The sequence below is a fragment of the Algoriphagus taiwanensis genome (assembly GCF_036245645.1).
GTDB classification, from domain to species: domain Bacteria; phylum Bacteroidota; class Bacteroidia; order Cytophagales; family Cyclobacteriaceae; genus Algoriphagus; species Algoriphagus taiwanensis.
Genome location: NZ_BTPE01000001.1, coordinates 346,530 through 363,806, shown reverse-complemented (window position 1 = coordinate 363,806; position 17,277 = coordinate 346,530). Strand labels below are relative to the sequence as shown.

The 17,277-nt window shown below is 46.3% G+C and carries 19 protein-coding genes; 13 read left to right on the top strand and 6 right to left on the bottom strand.

The features are described 5' to 3' along the window. Positions 1 to 121: 121 nt before the first annotated feature. The 6 genes from AAA938_RS01545 to AAA938_RS01520 form a co-directional block, all read right to left on the bottom strand. Positions 122 to 640, bottom strand: a complete 519-nt coding sequence (locus AAA938_RS01545) for a hypothetical protein (RefSeq protein ID WP_338226885.1) — start codon at positions 638 to 640, stop codon at positions 122 to 124. Between the two features lie 5 nt (positions 641 to 645). Then, a complete protein-coding gene (locus AAA938_RS01540; RefSeq protein WP_338226884.1) occupies positions 646 to 1,773 on the bottom strand; it encodes a 6-bladed beta-propeller in 1,128 nt (375 codons plus the stop codon). A 435-nt stretch (positions 1,774 to 2,208) separates the two neighbouring features. Further along, a complete protein-coding gene (gene nadD, locus AAA938_RS01535; protein ID WP_338226883.1) occupies positions 2,209 to 2,775 on the bottom strand; it encodes a nicotinate (nicotinamide) nucleotide adenylyltransferase in 567 nt (188 codons plus the stop codon). A gap of 6 nt (positions 2,776 to 2,781) precedes the next feature. Continuing rightward, positions 2,782 to 3,360 carry a guanylate kinase gene (gmk, locus tag AAA938_RS01530; protein ID WP_338226882.1) on the bottom strand — a complete coding sequence of 193 codons (579 nt, stop codon included), beginning with the start codon at positions 3,358 to 3,360 and terminating at the stop codon, positions 2,782 to 2,784. Continuing rightward, the gene (locus AAA938_RS01525) at positions 3,357 to 3,629 is read right to left on the bottom strand and encodes an anti-sigma factor (protein WP_338226881.1); all 273 of its coding nucleotides are present in this window, start codon (positions 3,627 to 3,629) and stop codon (positions 3,357 to 3,359) included. The genes gmk and AAA938_RS01525 overlap by 4 nt, the downstream gene beginning before the upstream one ends. An 11-nt stretch (positions 3,630 to 3,640) precedes the next feature. Then, positions 3,641 to 4,237, bottom strand: coding sequence for a sigma-70 family RNA polymerase sigma factor (locus AAA938_RS01520; RefSeq protein WP_338221031.1), 597 nt, complete (start codon positions 4,235 to 4,237; stop codon positions 3,641 to 3,643). A gap of 92 nt (positions 4,238 to 4,329) precedes the next feature. Between AAA938_RS01520 and AAA938_RS01515 the strand changes: the two genes are divergently transcribed. The 13 genes from AAA938_RS01515 (at position 4,330) to AAA938_RS01455 (ending at position 17,239) form a co-directional block, all read left to right on the top strand. Continuing rightward, entirely contained in the window at positions 4,330 to 5,202 is an 873-nt protein-coding gene (locus AAA938_RS01515) for a lysophospholipid acyltransferase family protein (RefSeq protein ID WP_338226972.1), read from the top strand. A gap of 234 nt (positions 5,203 to 5,436) precedes the next feature. Beyond that, complete coding sequence (locus tag AAA938_RS01510) at positions 5,437 to 7,698, top strand: ATP-dependent helicase (RefSeq protein ID WP_338226880.1); 2,262 nt, start codon at positions 5,437 to 5,439, stop codon at positions 7,696 to 7,698. A 66-nt stretch (positions 7,699 to 7,764) separates the two neighbouring features. Continuing rightward, a complete protein-coding gene (locus tag AAA938_RS01505) occupies positions 7,765 to 8,421 on the top strand; it encodes a DUF4290 domain-containing protein (protein WP_338226879.1) in 657 nt (218 codons plus the stop codon). 3 nt (positions 8,422 to 8,424) lie between these two features. Next, the gene (gene murA / locus AAA938_RS01500) at positions 8,425 to 9,732 is read left to right on the top strand and encodes a UDP-N-acetylglucosamine 1-carboxyvinyltransferase (RefSeq protein ID WP_338226878.1); all 1,308 of its coding nucleotides are present in this window, start codon (positions 8,425 to 8,427) and stop codon (positions 9,730 to 9,732) included. Positions 9,733 to 9,766: 34 nt separating this feature from the next. Then, the gene (locus AAA938_RS01495) at positions 9,767 to 10,747 is read left to right on the top strand and encodes a glycosyltransferase family 61 protein (RefSeq protein WP_338226877.1); all 981 of its coding nucleotides are present in this window, start codon (positions 9,767 to 9,769) and stop codon (positions 10,745 to 10,747) included. Between the two features lie 104 nt (positions 10,748 to 10,851). Continuing rightward, positions 10,852 to 12,570 (top strand): IlvD/Edd family dehydratase, encoded by a 1,719-nt coding sequence (locus tag AAA938_RS01490; protein ID WP_338226876.1) that lies wholly within the window; start codon positions 10,852 to 10,854, stop codon positions 12,568 to 12,570. Positions 12,571 to 12,628: 58 nt separating this feature from the next. Then, positions 12,629 to 13,390 (top strand): SDR family NAD(P)-dependent oxidoreductase, encoded by a 762-nt coding sequence (locus tag AAA938_RS01485; protein ID WP_338226875.1) that lies wholly within the window; start codon positions 12,629 to 12,631, stop codon positions 13,388 to 13,390. After that, complete coding sequence (locus tag AAA938_RS01480) at positions 13,383 to 14,063, top strand: acetoacetate decarboxylase family protein (protein ID WP_338226874.1); 681 nt, start codon at positions 13,383 to 13,385, stop codon at positions 14,061 to 14,063. The genes AAA938_RS01485 and AAA938_RS01480 overlap by 8 nt, the downstream gene beginning before the upstream one ends. Beyond that, positions 14,050 to 14,832, top strand: a complete 783-nt coding sequence (locus tag AAA938_RS01475; protein WP_338226873.1) for an SDR family NAD(P)-dependent oxidoreductase — start codon at positions 14,050 to 14,052, stop codon at positions 14,830 to 14,832. The genes AAA938_RS01480 and AAA938_RS01475 overlap by 14 nt, the downstream gene beginning before the upstream one ends. Before the next feature lie 35 nt (positions 14,833 to 14,867). Continuing rightward, positions 14,868 to 15,527, top strand: a complete 660-nt coding sequence (locus AAA938_RS01470; RefSeq protein WP_338226872.1) for a hypothetical protein — start codon at positions 14,868 to 14,870, stop codon at positions 15,525 to 15,527. Positions 15,528 to 15,614: 87 nt separating this feature from the next. Continuing rightward, the gene (locus tag AAA938_RS01465) at positions 15,615 to 16,496 is read left to right on the top strand and encodes a Nif3-like dinuclear metal center hexameric protein (RefSeq protein ID WP_338226871.1); all 882 of its coding nucleotides are present in this window, start codon (positions 15,615 to 15,617) and stop codon (positions 16,494 to 16,496) included. An 88-nt stretch (positions 16,497 to 16,584) separates the two neighbouring features. Beyond that, positions 16,585 to 16,818 (top strand): UPF0175 family protein, encoded by a 234-nt coding sequence (locus tag AAA938_RS01460; protein WP_338226870.1) that lies wholly within the window; start codon positions 16,585 to 16,587, stop codon positions 16,816 to 16,818. Next, entirely contained in the window at positions 16,796 to 17,239 is a 444-nt protein-coding gene (locus AAA938_RS01455) for a PIN domain-containing protein (protein WP_338226869.1), read from the top strand. The genes AAA938_RS01460 and AAA938_RS01455 overlap by 23 nt, the downstream gene beginning before the upstream one ends. The last annotated feature ends 38 nt before the right edge of the window (positions 17,240 to 17,277 follow it).

Here is a 17,277-nt window from a genome sequence, read left to right as displayed (position 1 = left end):
GTGTTTTTTTTTGCAAACGGAGTAAAATCAGTTTAAACAGTACTATTTGATTCCCTTTTTCAAAAACAGACACTTGTAAGGCCATGTTCCTAGTTAGCAGTAGATCTCTGGATTCGTTATTTTACTCTTTTAAAAACTCCTCCACCTCCCCCTCAAATAGCTCAGGAATACCAACTTGGGGTGAAGAAAAATATACATCATCTTTGGTAAAGAAGAATTTAAGACTGCTTTTGGGATTGATTCCTGGTTGGAGCCCATTCATCTCGAAAAACCTGTTTTCCGGATCATAGAGCACCTGAAAGGGAAACTGAGCCTCTTCCAAACTTCGGATCACATAGCCCCTATCCCGTTTTTTCTCAGCGTTTTGACCGGCAATTACCCAGATCACACCAATTTCGGGATATTTATCCCGCATATCCGTCCAGAATCCCGGATTCATTCCAAACAAATACATGGAGTTGATTTCTATGTTCAGGTAGGCAATCAATTTTTTGGAGCAACTCAAACACAGCTCTTTTGAATTTCCCCCGTATCCAACTGCCTCAAGGCCTTCGGGAATGCTGATCTTCTCATTTTCAGCTTTCTCTTTACATCCTAAAAGGATGCCCATAAAAATCAAAGAAATCAAAAATCGCCTCATGCCATTTAATTAAGTTTTACTTTGATCAAAATAGGAAAATCGAACTCCTGCCCAGGGATTTTAGCCAAAAGTTCAGAAGATAAGCTTGGATGCTGAATTTCTTGTAGAAACGAATGATAGGTCAAAAACCAGATTTGATCCTCTTCCAAGCCAATGGGATCATTCCAGATTTCGGCTTCCTGTTCGGGATAATCCAACACTTGAAATTTCCCTTCCGACCTTTCGTAGAGGTAAACTTTCTTTTGAGTACCGATTTCATTCCCCTGGAAATGGATATTGGCAATAATTTGATTGTGATTGGCAAAAGCAGACTTAAATACTGCAAAACCTTCCTCCTGAATCAACTGATAGCCCTGCATCAGGTCCATTTCCCAAAATTCCTTGGGAATCTGATAACGGCCCAAATCCATATTTACCAAAGGCTTTAACTTCCCATTTTGGAGGGTGTAAAGCGTATCGTTGAAAATCTCTGCCAATACTAAGTCTCCTCCCTCTGTCTCATAAAAATTACGCTCGGTCATTGGAAGCATTTCATTGGTAAAGTCATTGGGCAAATAGGACTCCAAAACTTTTCCTGAAGAGTCAACCCGGGCCAAGCGATGCATCACCAATGGCTTATTGTAACTCCCATAAAGGTAAAATTCACCATTTTCTGCAAGGGTAAATGCACTGGCTAAATATTCTGTATCCGTGAGTTTCTGAAGCTCTCCCTCTTCACTGATCTGATAAATCGTCGTACGATCTCCTAACGTAGCGAGCACAAAAAGCCGTTCCTCTGCATCTATCTGAAAGTCCTGCAAACCTCTCAATTCATTAGGCCCTTCCCCTTTGACCGCAAGGGTTTTTAAGAATTGTCCGCTTGCCGAAAAGACATGGATTCCATCCCGCTGCGCGATATCCATTACATAGATTTTGTTATTGCTACTTCTTACCCTCAGGTCATTTCCCATCAGATTTTGGGAGTTGGTTTCCAAGGGGATAAGGTCAACTATCTCCAAGTCGGCAACCGATAAGGATGCAGCATCTGAAATGGAAAGGGTAAGAAAGTCTGGGTTGGAGGATTTGGGTTCTTTTGATGTGCAGCTGTAAAAGAAAAATAGAACAGGCAATGATCTCAACAAGAAATATTTCATTATAATCGTCTAAAATAATGAGGGAAAGAGGCGGTTTCAAACCGCCTCATTACTAGTTAACAGCTGTAGCATTGTTGGTAATTCCTGGAACACCTAGTACCAGTTTGATAGGTTTCACAATTTAAAGCTTCCACCTTATCACCACACCAATACATTCTTTGGTAGCAAGGACCTGGTTCCAGTCCTTCATCTTGTGCCTTCGCCCCTTGATTGAACATCAGGACTGATCCCAAAAACGCCAGTCCGAAGAATACTCTTTTCATAGTTTTTAAAGAGTTTGATTTGGTTAAAAAGCTTTTGGCCAAAAACGGCTTCATTTTAAAGTTGAAACTAAATTAAGTTTAATCCGATGTCGGCGCAATACCTAGTCTGTTAATTTTAATGATAATTACAGGAGTGGCGTTTTTTTTACAAACGGTAAAAATTGGGCGATTGCTATTGATACAGCTTCTTAGCCAAGATGTACTCCTCCACCTTTTCCGGCAAAAGGTACTTGACCGAGTGCCCTTCTTGTATGGACTTCCGGATAAAAGTCGCCGAAATATCCAGCAGGGGTGCTTCAATGGTCCTCACTTTGGGATGCTCAAAACTGACCGGATCTCCGGGGCGGGGATAGACCAAAATTTCGTAATGCTCCAAAATAGCTTCGTAATTTTTCCACTTTTTGAAGTGCTTTAGATTATCGGAACCCAAAAACAGCACAAACTGATGCTGGGGATGCTGCTCACTCAGGTAGGTCAGCGTGTCGATGGTGTAGCTGGGCTTGGGCATACGAAACTCCACATCACTGGCCCGAAAATGGAAATGATCCTCGATGGCAAGTTCGACCATACGCAGGCGGTCAAACTCGTGTACTAGGGACTGCCGCTTTTTGAAGGGATTTTGGGGACTGACCACAAACCACACCTCATCCAAGTCGGTGCGGTCGTAGAGGGTATTGGCAATAATCAGATGGCCAATGTGGATTGGATTGAAGCTTCCAAAATACAGCCCGATTTTCATGGACCCCTATTTGGCTAAAAAATCTGACACCAACTTCACGGCTTCCCGGGAAGATTTCTCGAAGTCGTCATTCAGGATCGTCACATCAAACTGCGGCTCAAAAGTCATCTCAAATTCCGCTTTGTACAACCTTCTGGACAGGGATTCAGGAGATTCCGTTCCCCGATCATTCAGTCGGGAAGCTAAGACTTCCATGCTTGGGACTTTTACAAAAATGGCCAGGGCCTGATCTCCAAAATATTTTTTCAGGGCGATTCCCCCTTTCACATCGACATCAAAGATGACCGCCTTGCCGCTGTCCCAGATGCGCTGCACTTCTTCCTTGAGCGTACCGTAAAAATTCCCCTCGTAGACTTCTTCCCATTCCACGAAGGCATTCTGATCGATTTTCTGCTTGAACTCGGCGATGCTCAAAAAGTAGTAATCTCTGCCATGTACTTCATGTCTACCACGCTTGTCCCGGGTACAGGCCGAGATGGAGAAACCAAGATCGGGGACGTGCTGAATCAGGTGCTTGACTAGGGAAGTTTTCCCTGAACCTGAGGGGGCGGAGAAGATAATGGCTTTGCCGGAGGCTTTACTCATTTTATTTCTTGGATCTTTTGGCGGATAGAATCAGCCAATTGTTCTGGACAGGGCTGCTTGGTACACTTGGTCTTGAGTACTTCCCGGATGGCTTGCTCCAGATGAAAGTGCTCAAAGCAAGGCTGACATTTGGCCAGCTTGTCTCTGAGGATTTCCTTGCCTTCCTCTCCCATTTCTCCGTCCAGAATACTTTCCAGCAGCTGAAAACACTTGCTCACGTCGCTGCATTGCAGCTTCCGCTCTCCTGCCGATTGTTCGTTTTTTTCCATTGGTAATCGTTTTATTCCTCCTCTTCGTCTGTATTGTAGCCCATGGATTGGGCGTATCCTCTCAGTTTGTCTTTGAGCAGATTCCTTGCTCTATGAAGCCTGGACCGGACAGTCCCGATGGGGATATCCAGGATCTTGGCCATTTCCTCGTAAGTAAATCCTTCCAGGTCTGCCAAAATAATGACGGTGCGGAAGTCTACTGCCAGCGCATTGAGGGCATTGGAAATCTCGTCGCCCAGCATATCCTTGACGGATTCAGCCCTCAGATCGGTAGTGCTTTGGTAGTCAACATCATCGGAGTTGTAGAAAGTTTCAACTTCCTGATAATCTACCTTGGCAGGTTGCTTGCTTTTCTTCCGATACTCGTTGATAAAGCTGTTTTTGAGGATTCTGAAAAGCCAAGCTTTGGCGTTGGTTCCCTGCTCAAACGAGTTGATAAACCGAAAAGCCTTCATGTAGGTATCCTGCACGAGGTCTTTGGCATCGTCCTCGTCAAAGGTGAGACGGAAGGCAAAATTGTACATAGAGTCTATGTGTGGCATAAACTCCCCATCAAAGATGGCGGTCTTCTCCTCCGGAGTATATTTCCTGCGCTGTACTTCAGACATAAGGTTCAAAAGTAATCAAAGCCTGAATTTATCCCTAAAGTCTGAACCGAAAGTCAGTCTATTTGATTTATTTTGTTGCAAAGGCTTAAGGACTGAAGCCAAAATTTCCCTGCATATCTTTAGCTATGTTTTTCTTCAGACTCATTTCCCGTCTGCCCTTATCCGTTTTATACCTGTTTTCAGATGTTTTATACCTGATTGCAAGGTATGTGATCCGCTATCGCAAAAAAGTTATCGACGAAAACCTCAGGCATGCCTTTCCAGATAAATCCCCGGAGGAAAGAAAGGCCATCCGAAATAGCTTTTACCGCAATTTCACCGATGCCTTTTTTGCCGAGACCATCAAAATGCTCACGATTTCGGAAAAGGAACTGAGGCAGCGATTCCAGGTAGTCGGTCAGGAAATTATCGATGCAGAAGTGCTCAAGGGAAAAAGTGCCTTGATGATGGCAGGCCATGTATTCAACTGGGAAATGGCCATTCTCGGAGTGGCGCTGAACACGAAAGTCACCGCCGAGACCGTTTACCTCAAACTGAATAATCCTTTCTTTGATCAATTGATGCTTTCTATCCGAACCCATTTTGGAGGGGTGATGACAGAAAAGCGGGAGTTTAGAAAAAGCATGATTACCATGAGATCTGAGCCGAGAATTGTACATTTGGCTGCAGACCAAAGACCTCCCGGCAAGGAGAAGCGCTACCAAAGAGACTTTCTGAACCGGCCGGCCTATTTCTTCGAAGGCGGTGAATTTATGGCCAAAAAGATGGAGCTTCCGGTTTTCTTTGGTACCATGACCAAACTGAAGCGGGGACATTATCGGTTTGAATTTGCGCCACTTGCCAGCCCTCCCTATGATCATGCCTCTCCGCACAGCATCACGGATGAATTTTGCCGAAGGCTGGAGGAAAATATAAAAAGGCAGCCAGACCTGTACCTTTGGAGCCATAAGCGGTGGAAGGTTTAAATTGGAAAATTGAAAGATTTGAAGATTGGAAAATTGGTCCAGATACTTAATCAGTACTAAATTCTAAATAGTCGGGTTTGGAAGAGTGAATTGGGAAGTGGAAGGATTGGAAGGCATTTTCTTTGATGATGTATTTAGCTTCTTGTTTCTTGCGTCCTGCATCTCACTTCTTCCGTCTCCGGTCTTCCCCGTCTCAAATCTTGATACCTGATACTTGATACTCGATACTTACTAATGGATTACCTCAAGGAACTCAATCCCCCGCAGCGGGAAGCTGTAGAACGAACTGACGGCCCTGTCATGATCATTGCCGGTGCCGGCTCGGGCAAAACCCGTGTGCTCACCTACCGCATCGCCCATCTCATCTATGCCAAAGGGGTCGATCCTTTTCAGATTTTGTCTCTGACCTTTACCAACAAGGCAGCCAATGAGATGAAGCACCGGATCGAAAAACTCGTCGGGCTGGAAGCCAGAAATACCTGGATGGGGACTTTTCACTCTGTTTTTGCAAAAATCCTGAGGGTAGAGGCTGACAAAATCGGCTATCCATCCAATTTCACCATTTACGACACCGACGACTCCAAATCCCTGATTCGATCCATCGTCAAGGAAATGAGACTCGATGACAAAGTGTACAAGCCGGGAGTGGTACTTTCACGCATTTCAGGCGCTAAAAACCGCCTCATTTCTTGGCAGGCTTATCAGGCAGACCCTTTTGTGAAAGCGGATGACGAAGCTGCGATGAAGCCAAAAATGTGTGCCATTTACCAGAAATACCAAGAACGCCTTTTCAAGGCTGGCGCTATGGATTTCGATGATCTGCTTTTCAATACCAATGTACTCTTCCGCGACCACTTGGACGTGCTCAACAAGTATCAGCAGCGATTTCGCTACGTGATGGTGGACGAGTTTCAGGACACTAACGTCTCCCAATATTTGATCACCAAAAAGCTCGCCGCTGTCCACCAAAACATCTGTGTAGTCGGAGACGATGCCCAAAGTATCTATGCCTTTCGCGGAGCGGATATCCAAAACATCCTCAACTTCGAAAAAGACTACCCGGACCTCTTTGTCGTCAAGCTCGAGCAAAACTACCGCTCCACCAAGACCATTGTGGAAGCAGCCAATTCCATCATTGACAAGAACAAGGCTCAGCTCAAAAAGGTCGTATGGACCTCCAATCCCGACGGCGACCTGATCGAGCTGATCAAAGCCACCTCAGACAATGAGGAAGGAAGGATCGTGGCCACGACCATTTTCGAAGAAAAAAACAACAAAAAGCTCAGCAACAGCGACTTTGCCGTCCTCTACCGAACCAACTCCCAATCCCGTGCGATAGAAGAAGCGCTTCGCAAAATGAACCTGACCTACAAGATCGTCGGAGGGCTTTCTTTCTACCAAAGAAAAGAAATCAAAGACCTCATGGCCTACCTGAGATTTACGGTCAATCCAGCAGATGAAGAAGCTTTCAAGCGGATTATCAATTTCCCGAAAAGGGGAATTGGGGACACTTCGGTGGAAAAAATGCTCGTCGCGGCTTACGAACATGATATCCCGCTTTGGGAGGTCGTGCGAAATGCGCACAGTTTTCTCCCGGGAAGAGCAGGAAATGCCGTGGATGATTTTGCCACGACGATCAAGGCCTTCCAGATCGAAATGGAGCGAAAAGACGCCTACGAAGTGGCGAGCTCCGTGGCCAAGCAGAGCGGATTGCTGCGTGAACTCTACGAAGACAAAACCATCGAAGGCCTCAACCGCTACGAAAACGTACAGGAACTCCTCAATGCGATCAAAGAGTACGTGGACAATCCCGAAAATCCGGATAAAAGTCTTGGGGCTTTTCTCCAGGAAATCGCCTTGCTCACGGACAATGATCAGGACAAAAATCAAAGTGATGCCATCACGCTGATGACCATTCACTCCTCAAAAGGCCTGGAATTTAAGCAGGTGTTTGTCGTGGGAATGGAGGAGGATCTTTTCCCCTCCCAAATGATGATGCAGAGTCGGGAAGACTTGGAGGAGGAGCGGAGGCTTTTCTACGTGGCCACCACCCGGGCCATGGACAAACTTTACCTGACCTATGCCTTGACCCGATACCGCTTTGGCCGCTTGCTCAATTGTGAGCCCAGCCGGTTTTTGGAAGAGGTCGACCCCTCCACCATCAAAGTCAACAAGCGCATGTCTGCCACCAGAGAAATGCCTGGAGCCTTGCGGAGTGAGGGACTTCCGGGAGCTCAGGGATTTATCGGAATCAAAAAGCAACCCGAAACCCGCACGCCGGTGCAGATGAAAATCCACACCCCGAGTCCGGACTTCAAGCCTTCCAATACCAATAACCTACAGGCCGGGCAGCTCGTGGAGCATCCGAAATTCGGCTATGGCAAAGTACAGAAAATTGAAACAGAAGGACTTAACAGGAAAGCGACCATCCAATTTGAGCATTTTGGGGAGAAAACATTATTGCTTAGCTTTGCCAAGCTCAGAATCATAGACTGATTCCCCGCGACGGGTTCCTTTTGGTGAATTTTTTTTACCTTTTGAATGGAAAAACCCGGGAGCGCCATGGAGCATACACCACCTGATAAACAACAACTTATTTTGAAAGAATACGGAAAAAACATCCAACAGCTCGTCGATCATGTAGCTGGAATCGAGGATAGGGAAAAGCGCACACAAAGTGCCTACACCATCATCGAAATCATCAAGCAGCTAAACCCTTCCATGAAGCTGGAAAACGATCAGAAACTTTGGGATGACCTGTACATCATGTCTGATTTCAGACTGGATGTGGATGGGCCTTTTCCAAAGCCTGAAAAAGAACTTCTGGGTAAAAAGCCACTTCCAATCGGCTATCCACGAGGGGAAGTCAAATTCAAGCATTACGGCAGAAACATTGAAAAGCTGATCGAAAAAGCCATTGAAATCGAAAATGATGAGGAGCAGGAAAATGCCATCATCTACATTGGTCAGCTGATGCGGAGTTTCCACTCTACCTGGAACCGGGACAACTTCGACGATGGCATCATCATTGATGATATCAAGACGCTCTCTCGAGGCAAGCTTCACATCGACTTGGAAAAGGTGAGAGAAAATGCACTCTTCGAATCCAATACCCGCAGGGACTTCAAAATCCCACATCAGGAGGAGGAATCAAGAAACCAAAAGAAAAAGCATCATCAAAAAAAGCACCGAAACAACGGTCACAAAAAACGCAGATAATCAATGGCATCTTTTCGAGTCACCGGAGGTACACGCCTTCAAGGTGAAATAATACCCCAAGGAGCAAAAAACGAAGCGCTTCAGATTCTTTGCGCTGTACTCCTCACCCCTCAGGCAGTCACCATTCACAAGATTCCCAATATCCGGGATGTCAACAAGCTCATCGAGCTTTTGTCGGACATGGGGGTGAAAGTGGAAAAATTAGGTCCTGAATCCTATCGATTCCAGGCCGATCAGGTCAATCTCGATTATCTGGAAACAGAGGATTTTCTCAAAAAAGCTTCTGCACTAAGAGGTTCCGTGATGATTTTGGGACCACTTTTGGCCCGATTCGGCAAAGGAAAACTTTCCAAGCCGGGTGGAGACAAAATCGGCCGCAGAAGGATGGATACCCACTTTTTTGGTTTCCAAAAACTCGGAGCAAAATTCCACTACGATGCCAAAAACGAGATTTTCCATATCGACGGGAAAAACCTGAAGGGCACTTATATGCTCCTCGATGAGGCTTCCGTCACCGGTACGGCAAACATCGTCATGGCCGCTGTCTTGGCCGAAGGGAAAACCACCATTTACAATGCCGCCTGTGAACCCTATCTGCAGCAGCTTTGCGACATGCTGAATCGCATGGGAGCCAAAATCACAGGAGTTGGCTCCAATCTTCTACACATCGATGGGGTAAAGGAACTCGGAGGAACTGAGCATACCATGCTTCCCGATATGATTGAAATTGGCTCTTTCATCGGGATGGCTGCCATGACCCAATCCGAGATTACCATCAAAGACTGTCAGATTCACCGCTTGGGCATCATTCCTGAGACTTTTCGCAGGATGGGTATTCAGATGGAGTTCAGAGGCGATGATATTTTCATCCCTGCACAAAAGCACTACGAGATCGAGACTTTCATTGACGGGTCTATCCTAACCGTGGCTGATCAGATTTGGCCGGGTTTCACTCCGGATTTGCTTTCCATTGTGCTGGTGACTGCCACTCAGGCCAAGGGAACCGTACTCGTTCATCAGAAGATGTTTGAGTCACGTCTATTTTTCGTGGACAAATTGATCGATATGGGAGCCCAGATTATTCTCTGTGATCCTCATCGCGCCACAGTAATCGGACTGGACAGAAAATATCCGCTGAGAGGCATACGCATGACTTCTCCTGACATTCGTGCCGGGGTAGCTTTGCTCATTGCTGCGATGTCTGCCAATGGAGTCTCTGTGATTGATAATATCGAGCAGATCGACCGAGGATATCAAAATATCGACGATCGATTGAATGCCCTAGGAGCTAAAATCGAGAGAATTCCCTAATATTCAGGTTGAATCAGATCAAAACCATTTCCCCTTGCTTCAGGAAATCTCAGTCAAACGGCCTCTCCCAAACAATCTGAAGAAAGAGCACCTTCCCCTCTTCCAAGATTCACTTGAAGAGACCTTTACCCGCTTGCATCCGGTTTATCTGAAAAATGCTTGGGTTATCCAGGATACTATTTTCTCTCCGGGAGAATTGAAATTCTATTCTTCAAGAACCCATATCGAGGCTTTGGGCCCTTTGCAATTTGCAAAACGGGCAGTTTATTGTGCCCCCAAATCCTGGAGGAGAGTTGACAAAGGAATGTGGGTTCTGGATGAGTGGAGCCATAATTACTTTCACTGGATTACCGATTGCCTGCCACGTATTTGGGAAGGCTTGGAAAAAGACACTGATTTTCCGGTAATTCTTCCCTCCTCAATGATGAGTCTTCCCTATGTGGTCGATTCACTCAATTTGCTTGGAGTAAAATATATTTCATTTTCTCCCAGAGAAAATCTGAGAGTAGATACTCTAATCCTCACTGCACGAACTGCACCCTATCCTCAGTTCAATATTCCTTTGGTAAAAAAGACAAGGGAAAAACTCAGCCTAACCTCAGGAAACCCAACCACTAGGAAGGTCTACATCAGCCGAAGTAAAGCTCCTAAAAGAAAAGTATCCAATGAACCGGATGTGGAGAGGCTGCTGATTTTACGTGGTTTTGAAATCATTCACGCAGAAGACTTGAGCTTCAAGCAGCAAATTCAGCTGATGGCTGAAACCCGACTTCTGGTAAGTCTCCACGGAGCAGCTTTGACCAACATGATTTTTTTACCCGAAGGAGCCAGAGTATTGGAATTGAGAAATGAAGGTGACTCCATTTCCCAGTGTTACTTCAATCTCGCTTCTGCTTTGGACATCCCCTACTTTTATACGCTCAACAAAGGCTCTGAAAAAGCCACTATTTTGGCTGATTTCGAGATTGATCTTCAGGCATTGGAGCAGGCTTTGGAGGCCATGGAGGCCAATTGATTTCAGCTTTCTGCCTGATCTTATCCGTTTCAAAGAATAGGTTTTTCTCTGGATTTGGGATTTTTTGGTAACTTCTGACCAAATTCTCTCAACCCGAAAAACCTATGTCAAAGAAAAAACTCCGCAGTCAAGAATGGTACGGCCGTACCGGCAAAGATGGTATCATCTACCGCTCTTGGATGAAAAATCAGGGCTTGCCCCACCATCTTTTTACAGGAGAAAAACCCGTCATCGGCATCTGTAATACCTGGTCAGAACTCACTCCCTGCAACGCCCATTTCCGTGATTTGGCGGAAGCATTGAAGAGAGGAATCTGGGAAGCCGGAGGTTTCCCCCTGGAATTCCCAGTAATGTCCCTTGGCGAGTGCTCCATCAAGCCCACTGCTATGCTTTTTCGTAATCTTGCCTCCATGGATGTGGAAGAAAGCATTCGCGCCAATCCCATGGACGGGGTCGTGCTGATGTGCGGCTGCGACAAAACTACCCCTTCCCTGGTCATGGGCGCCGCCTCTGTTAATCTGCCCACCTTAGTCCTTTCCGGAGGTCCTATGCTGATCGGAAGATTCAGGGGGAAAAAGATCGGCACTTCCGATATCTGGAGGTTTGCGGAGGACTACAAAGTAGGCAAACTCACCCAAGAGGACATGATCGAGGTAGAATCCTCCATGTCCCGCTCCATCGGGCACTGCGCTCCCATGGGCACCGCCTCGACCATGGCGGCCATGGTAGAAGCTTTGGGGCTTGCTCTTCCTGACAATGCTACTATACCTGCTGCCGACTCTAGAAGAAAAGTATTGGCGCACCTAGCAGGAATGCGTATCGTGGAGATGGTCAAAGAAGACCTCACCATGGATAAAATCCTCACACGAAAGGCCTTCGAAAACTCCATCATGGTCAATGCCGCCATTGGGGGCTCAACCAATTTTATCCTTCACCTGACTGCCATTGCCAAGCGAATCGGGGTGGAACTGGACTTGACAGATTTCGATCACTTCTCTGCCAAAATCCCGCTTATCGCCAATGTACAGCCGTCTGGGGAACACTGGGTGGAAGACCTCTTCTATGCCGGAGGAATGCCTGCAGTCATGAAAGAAATCCAAAAACACCTGCACACCGATGCATTGACTGTGAATGGAAAAACCCTGGGCGAAAATATCACGAATGCTCAATGCTGGGACAGAAACCTGATTGGCACGCTTGAAAACCCGATCAAACCCGAGTCAGGAATCGCAGTACTGAAGGGAAATCTTTGTCCTAACGGGGCGGTACTCAAGCCCTCTGCCGCCACTCCGAGCCTGCTCAAACATACCGGAAAGGCTGTGGTCTTTGAAAATATCGATGAATACAAAGCCAAGGTAGATGATCCTGAATTGGACATCGATGAGACCTGCGTGATGGTCATGAAAAACGTGGGACCCAAAGGCTATCCCGGAATGCCGGAAGTAGGCAATATGGGCCTTCCCAAAAAACTTCTGGAAAAAGGAGTCAAAGACATGGTCAGAATTTCCGATGGACGGATGAGCGGAACAGGATTTGGCACAGTCGTGCTGCACGTTTCGCCGGAGTCAGCTATTGGAGGGCCCTTGGCATTGGTTCAAAACGGAGACCTCATTGAATTGGACGTACCTAATCGCTCCTTGAACCTGTTGATTTCCGAAGAGGAATTTGAAAAGAGAAGAAAAAACTTTGTGCCTACTCAACTTCCTTACGAAAGAGGCTATGTCAACCTCTTTTTGGATAAAGTGAATCAGGCTCATGAAGGAGTCGACTTCGATTTCCTTCAGGGAAGCTCCGGTTCGGAAGTAAAAAGAGACTCGCATTGAGATTTGTCCAACAAACCCTCCAAGGGTTTGAAACCCTTGGAGGGTTCAATAAAAAGATATGAAAAACCCAAAAGTAGCCATCATCACCGGGGCCGGACAGGGAATCGGCCTTGAAATAGCCAGAAAACTGGTGGAAAACGGAGGTCAAGTCATCCTGAATGACCTGGAAAAAAGTCTGACCGAAGAGGCCGTGGCCAACCTTTCCCGAATGGGAAAAGGATCGGTATTGGGTTGCTCCGGAGATTCGGCAGATGAAGCTGTGATCGACCAGTTGATTTCCCTTGCTTTGGAAAACTTCGGAAGAATTGACCAAGTGGTCTGTAATGCGGGAATTACGCTATTTGGAAGCTTTTTGGACTATTCCCGGGCTGACTTTCTCGAAGTGATGCGGGTCAATCAAGCCGGAACCTTCTTCCTCACCCAAGCAGCAGCCCGAGTCATGCGCGAGCAGGAAAACGGTGGGGCTATCCTTTTCACCTCCTCTGTCACTGCCCATCAAAGCCATGAAAATCTGGCGGCTTATGCGATGAGCAAAGCAGCCGTGGAGATGTTGGCTAAAAACCTGGTCTTGGAATTGGCCCCGCTTGGCATCCGGGTCAACGCCATTGCTCCCGGGGCGACGCTGACAGAAAGAACCACCTCTGACCCTGACTACGCCGCCACTTGGTCCAAACTGACTCCAACCGGAAGACCTGCCTCCACTACAGATATTGCTGAGGCAGCTTTCTTTTTGCTTTCCGATTCAGCAAGGCATATCACCGGCCAAACTCTGGTAGTAGACGGAGGCTGGACTTCCATAAGCCCTTCTCCCTATGCCTGAAAACCAAGAAGTTGAAATCAATTCGGAACTGATTAAGCGAGTTCTTCCTCCATGGGACCTCAAGGGTGAGGGCATTATTTTGATCTATTCATTCAAAAAGGATTGGGTAGAACAAGAAGGTAATCTCCCAAAAGGACTAAGGGGGAAATTTCGGGGAGGCTTGGGCTTTGTCATGCTAGTGGACTATACCGAATCCCCCGTGGGGACTTACAAGGAATTGCTGATTATCCCGGGGAAGTTTGGTCAACCCAAAAAGCAAGCGATCACCCATATCTATGTGGACTCCGAGGCGAGCACGCAAAACGGACGGGCCAATTGGGGAATACCCAAAAAGACAGCCCCCTTTACCTGGGAAAAAAGCGAAGGCACTGACCAAATTTCCATTTTCTCAGATGGAAAAAAAGTGTTCTCCGCGACCGTCGCCCATGGAGGAATTCCTTTCCCTGTCACTACCTCCCTCATTCCTATTGACCTCAGGCAACTTTGGGAAAAGAAAACTTACCTCACCCAGCCAAAAGGAACTGGCTGGGGCAAACTTGCCAAAATAAAGAGCTTGGAACTTGACCCGGATTTCTTCCCTGATATCCGGGAAATTCGCCCTCTTTTGGCAGTGAAGGTCAATCCATTTCATATCCATTTCCCTCAACCCACCATACTGGATGAAGGCATTTGATCAGGCTAGAATTATCCTCACCGGGGCAGGTTCGGGAATTGGTTTGGCCCTTTTGCGGCAGCTCTACCCCCATACCCGACAAATTCTCGCCGTAGATTTCAATCCAATATTTCTGGATCAACTCCGACTGGAATTCCCTGATCTCGGTGGAATTTTGCAGGCAGATCTCAGCCTAAAAGAAGGCAATCAAGGAATCCTCGATTGGGTAAAAAACCATTGGGATGGGGTTGATTTTTGCTTTGCAAATGCCGGGAAAGCCGAGTATGGCTTGGCTGAAAAACAGGATTGGGAGAACATGGATCGTATTTTTCAGCTCAATATATTCTCGCCGATACAGTTGGGGTTTCAGTTGAGGAATCAATTTCCTGACACCCAGCTCAGGCATGTGATCACCTGTTCGGCAATAGCTTTTTGGGCGGTGCCGGGATACAGCATTTATGGAGCTACGAAGTCCGCCCTTTTGCAATGGGCCAGAGGGCTTTGGGCCGAAAAAGACGGGGATTGGCTGACCTTGGTTTTCCCGATTTCTACCTCCACCCGCTTTTTTGAAACTGCCGGGAAGGACATTCCAAAGGCATTTCCCATGCAATCACCAGAAACAGTCGCCGGTAAAATCCTGAAAGGAAGTGGAATGGGGAAAAAGAAAATCTTTCCCTCTCCCCTTTTCCGGATAATGCTCCATTTGAACAATTTTCTGTACCTCATCCGTCCTGGCTATCAATTGGCCGAATATCAAAAACTGAAATCCTGGATATCCAAACCAAGTTAATTATCTGTAGTTTAGTCTTTAATCACTTCTATCCTATGAAAAACCTCCTCCCTTTACTCCTTTCTGTCCTTCTTTTGTACTCCTGTGCGACCAAAGAAGAGACTCCCGATTCACTTCCTGTCAAGGTGGCCAAAGCCTACGGAATCGAGAATTTTGATCAAGTCAACTCCATCGCCTACACCTGGAATGTGCAGCGGGATTCGGTAAATGTGCTTTCCAGAGACTGGAAATGGAACATTAAAGAGCGAACCGTATACTACTCCGGACCGGATACGACCTACACCTATTCTTTGGATGCAGATTCACTTCCACCTGCGGATGCAGGCTTTGTCAATGACAAGTATTGGCTGATGATGCCTTTCCAACTGGCTTGGGATACCGGCTACACCTTTGACAGCAAGGAAAATGTCTCTACTCCCATCAAGGGAACCAATTCCACCCAATTAACAATCGCCTATGCCCCAGGAGAATCCAAATCCCCCGGTATGGGCTATACTCCGGGAGATGCCTACGATTTGTATCTGGATGAAAACAACAAAATTCTGGAGTGGACTTTCCGAAGAGGTAACGGGGACACAGGAAGAACCTGGACTTGGGAGAATGAGCAGCAGTTTGGTCCGATTACCCTTGCTTTGGATCATATGGGGCAGGACGGCAATCGATTCATCTGGTTTACCAATGTAAAAGTCGACTAAGCTCCTCAATTCCCTTAAATTACAGCTGTGGGCGGTCTCGCTCACAGCTTTTTTTTACTTTTAAGAGAACCTATCCCCTATTTCACCATGAACAGAAGAAACTTTATCCATACGTCCGGCGCTCTGATTGGAGCGGGTATGATTGCCAATCCCTGGGATGCTTTTTCTTTTTCCCATCAAAAAAACTGGACCGTGGGTGAGATTATGGACACCTTTATCGCTCAGGTTCCCAATGCTCCTTTTGCCCAAACTGTAGACACGATTAAGGTAGGGTCTAGGGATACGGTAGTGACCGGAGTGGTGACGACCATGTTTACTACCATGGAAATCATCCATAAGGCCATAGAACTGAAAGCCAACCTGATTATTCCTCACGAACCCACTTTTTTCTCTGGCCAGGATGAGACGGATTACCTACAGGAGGACCCCGTCTTTCGTGCCAAATATGATCTGATGGAGAAGAATGGCATTACCCTTTGGCGAAATCACGACTACGTGCACCGAATGCAAGACGATGGGGTACGGGTAGGAGTTGTGGGTGATTTAGGATGGAATGACTATTACACTCCCGGGAGTAGGATTCTGAATATCCCAAAAACTGATTTGAAAGGGCTGATCAATCATATCAAAACCAAATTGGGTGTGCCTGCCATGCGCTATGTGGGGGATTTGGATCAGTCCTGCGAAAAAGTTCTGCTACTTCCCGGGGCTGTTGGCGGTCGACTCCAGATCACTCAAATCATGGAGCATCGCCCCGACGTGCTGGTCTGTGGAGAATCCAACGAATGGGAAACTCCCGAGTACGTACGTGCCGCCAATGAGATCGGCATAAAGCTTTCCATGATCGAGATAGGTCATTCTGCCAGTGAGGAAGGAGGTTCGGAATTTGTCAAAAACTGGCTGAATCAGCATATGCCCGGATTGCCTGTGTTTCATATTCCGTCCGGAAATTCCTTACAAGTATTGTAAAAAAGCCAAATCACCAAGCTATCCAAAAATCAAAAAAACAGAACAAATCAATTGAAATAAAGTAAATTAGAAAGATACTGATCAGAAAATGAAAACAATTACTGTCAAGGTTCCGGAGTCTGCCGACGAAAAAGAGGTAAAAATGCAAATCGCAGGAGTGCTATTTGAAAGAGGCATACTTTCTTCAGGCCAAGCGGCAGAACTAGTCGGGATTAGCAAAAGAGAGTTTATCGAATCAGCGGGAGAATATGGCGTTTCGGTTTTTGGAGAAACTGCTGAGGACTTGAAAAAACTCCTTCATGAAAAGAGCGGTAATTTCTGATACCAGCTGTCTTATCGCCCTGCAAAAGGTAGAAAAGCTGGAAATATTGAGCTCACTATTTACTAATGTCACCATTACAGAAGAGGTTTACCAAGAGTTTGGAAATACACTACCCTCTTGGATTACTATCGTAAAAAATAAAAATGAATCCAAATTCATTGAACTTCAAAAGGTCTTGGATTTAGGTGAATCAAGTTCGATTGCCTTGGCATTAAGCACAGATAATTCACTATTAATAATTGACGAGATTAAAGGGAGGAAAATTGCCATAAAAAATGGAGTAGAAATCATCGGTACTTTAGGGATTCTGATATTGGCAAAAAACAAAGGGCTTATTGACAACTTGGAGAAAGTAATTTATGACCTCCGTCAAAATGGATTTCATATTTCGAAAAAATTGATGGATATCCTGTTGGGTTGATTTAATCCAATAAAAAAGCCGATCCTCCTGATCGGCTT

Excerpts from the sequence above, each read along its gene's own strand:
- AAA938_RS01545 (WP_338226885.1), bottom strand. The coding sequence starts at position 640 with ATGAGGCGATTTTTGATTTCTTTGATTTTTATGGGCATCCTTTTAGGA.
- AAA938_RS01540 (WP_338226884.1), bottom strand. The coding sequence starts at position 1,773 with ATGAAATATTTCTTGTTGAGATCATTGCCTGTTCTATTTTTCTTTTAC.
- nadD (WP_338226883.1), bottom strand. The coding sequence starts at position 2,775 with ATGAAAATCGGGCTGTATTTTGGAAGCTTCAATCCAATCCACATTGGC.
- gmk (WP_338226882.1), bottom strand. The coding sequence starts at position 3,360 with ATGAGTAAAGCCTCCGGCAAAGCCATTATCTTCTCCGCCCCCTCAGGT.
- AAA938_RS01525 (WP_338226881.1), bottom strand. The coding sequence starts at position 3,629 with ATGGAAAAAAACGAACAATCGGCAGGAGAGCGGAAGCTGCAATGCAGC.
- AAA938_RS01520 (WP_338221031.1), bottom strand. The coding sequence starts at position 4,237 with ATGTCTGAAGTACAGCGCAGGAAATATACTCCGGAGGAGAAGACCGCC.
- AAA938_RS01510 (WP_338226880.1), top strand. The coding sequence starts at position 5,437 with ATGGATTACCTCAAGGAACTCAATCCCCCGCAGCGGGAAGCTGTAGAA.
- AAA938_RS01505 (WP_338226879.1), top strand. The coding sequence starts at position 7,765 with ATGGAGCATACACCACCTGATAAACAACAACTTATTTTGAAAGAATAC.
- murA (WP_338226878.1), top strand. The coding sequence starts at position 8,425 with ATGGCATCTTTTCGAGTCACCGGAGGTACACGCCTTCAAGGTGAAATA.
- AAA938_RS01490 (WP_338226876.1), top strand. The coding sequence starts at position 10,852 with ATGTCAAAGAAAAAACTCCGCAGTCAAGAATGGTACGGCCGTACCGGC.
- AAA938_RS01485 (WP_338226875.1), top strand. The coding sequence starts at position 12,629 with ATGAAAAACCCAAAAGTAGCCATCATCACCGGGGCCGGACAGGGAATC.
- AAA938_RS01480 (WP_338226874.1), top strand. The coding sequence starts at position 13,383 with ATGCCTGAAAACCAAGAAGTTGAAATCAATTCGGAACTGATTAAGCGA.
- AAA938_RS01475 (WP_338226873.1), top strand. The coding sequence starts at position 14,050 with ATGAAGGCATTTGATCAGGCTAGAATTATCCTCACCGGGGCAGGTTCG.
- AAA938_RS01470 (WP_338226872.1), top strand. The coding sequence starts at position 14,868 with ATGAAAAACCTCCTCCCTTTACTCCTTTCTGTCCTTCTTTTGTACTCC.
- AAA938_RS01465 (WP_338226871.1), top strand. The coding sequence starts at position 15,615 with ATGAACAGAAGAAACTTTATCCATACGTCCGGCGCTCTGATTGGAGCG.
- AAA938_RS01460 (WP_338226870.1), top strand. The coding sequence starts at position 16,585 with ATGAAAACAATTACTGTCAAGGTTCCGGAGTCTGCCGACGAAAAAGAG.
- AAA938_RS01455 (WP_338226869.1), top strand. The coding sequence starts at position 16,796 with ATGAAAAGAGCGGTAATTTCTGATACCAGCTGTCTTATCGCCCTGCAA.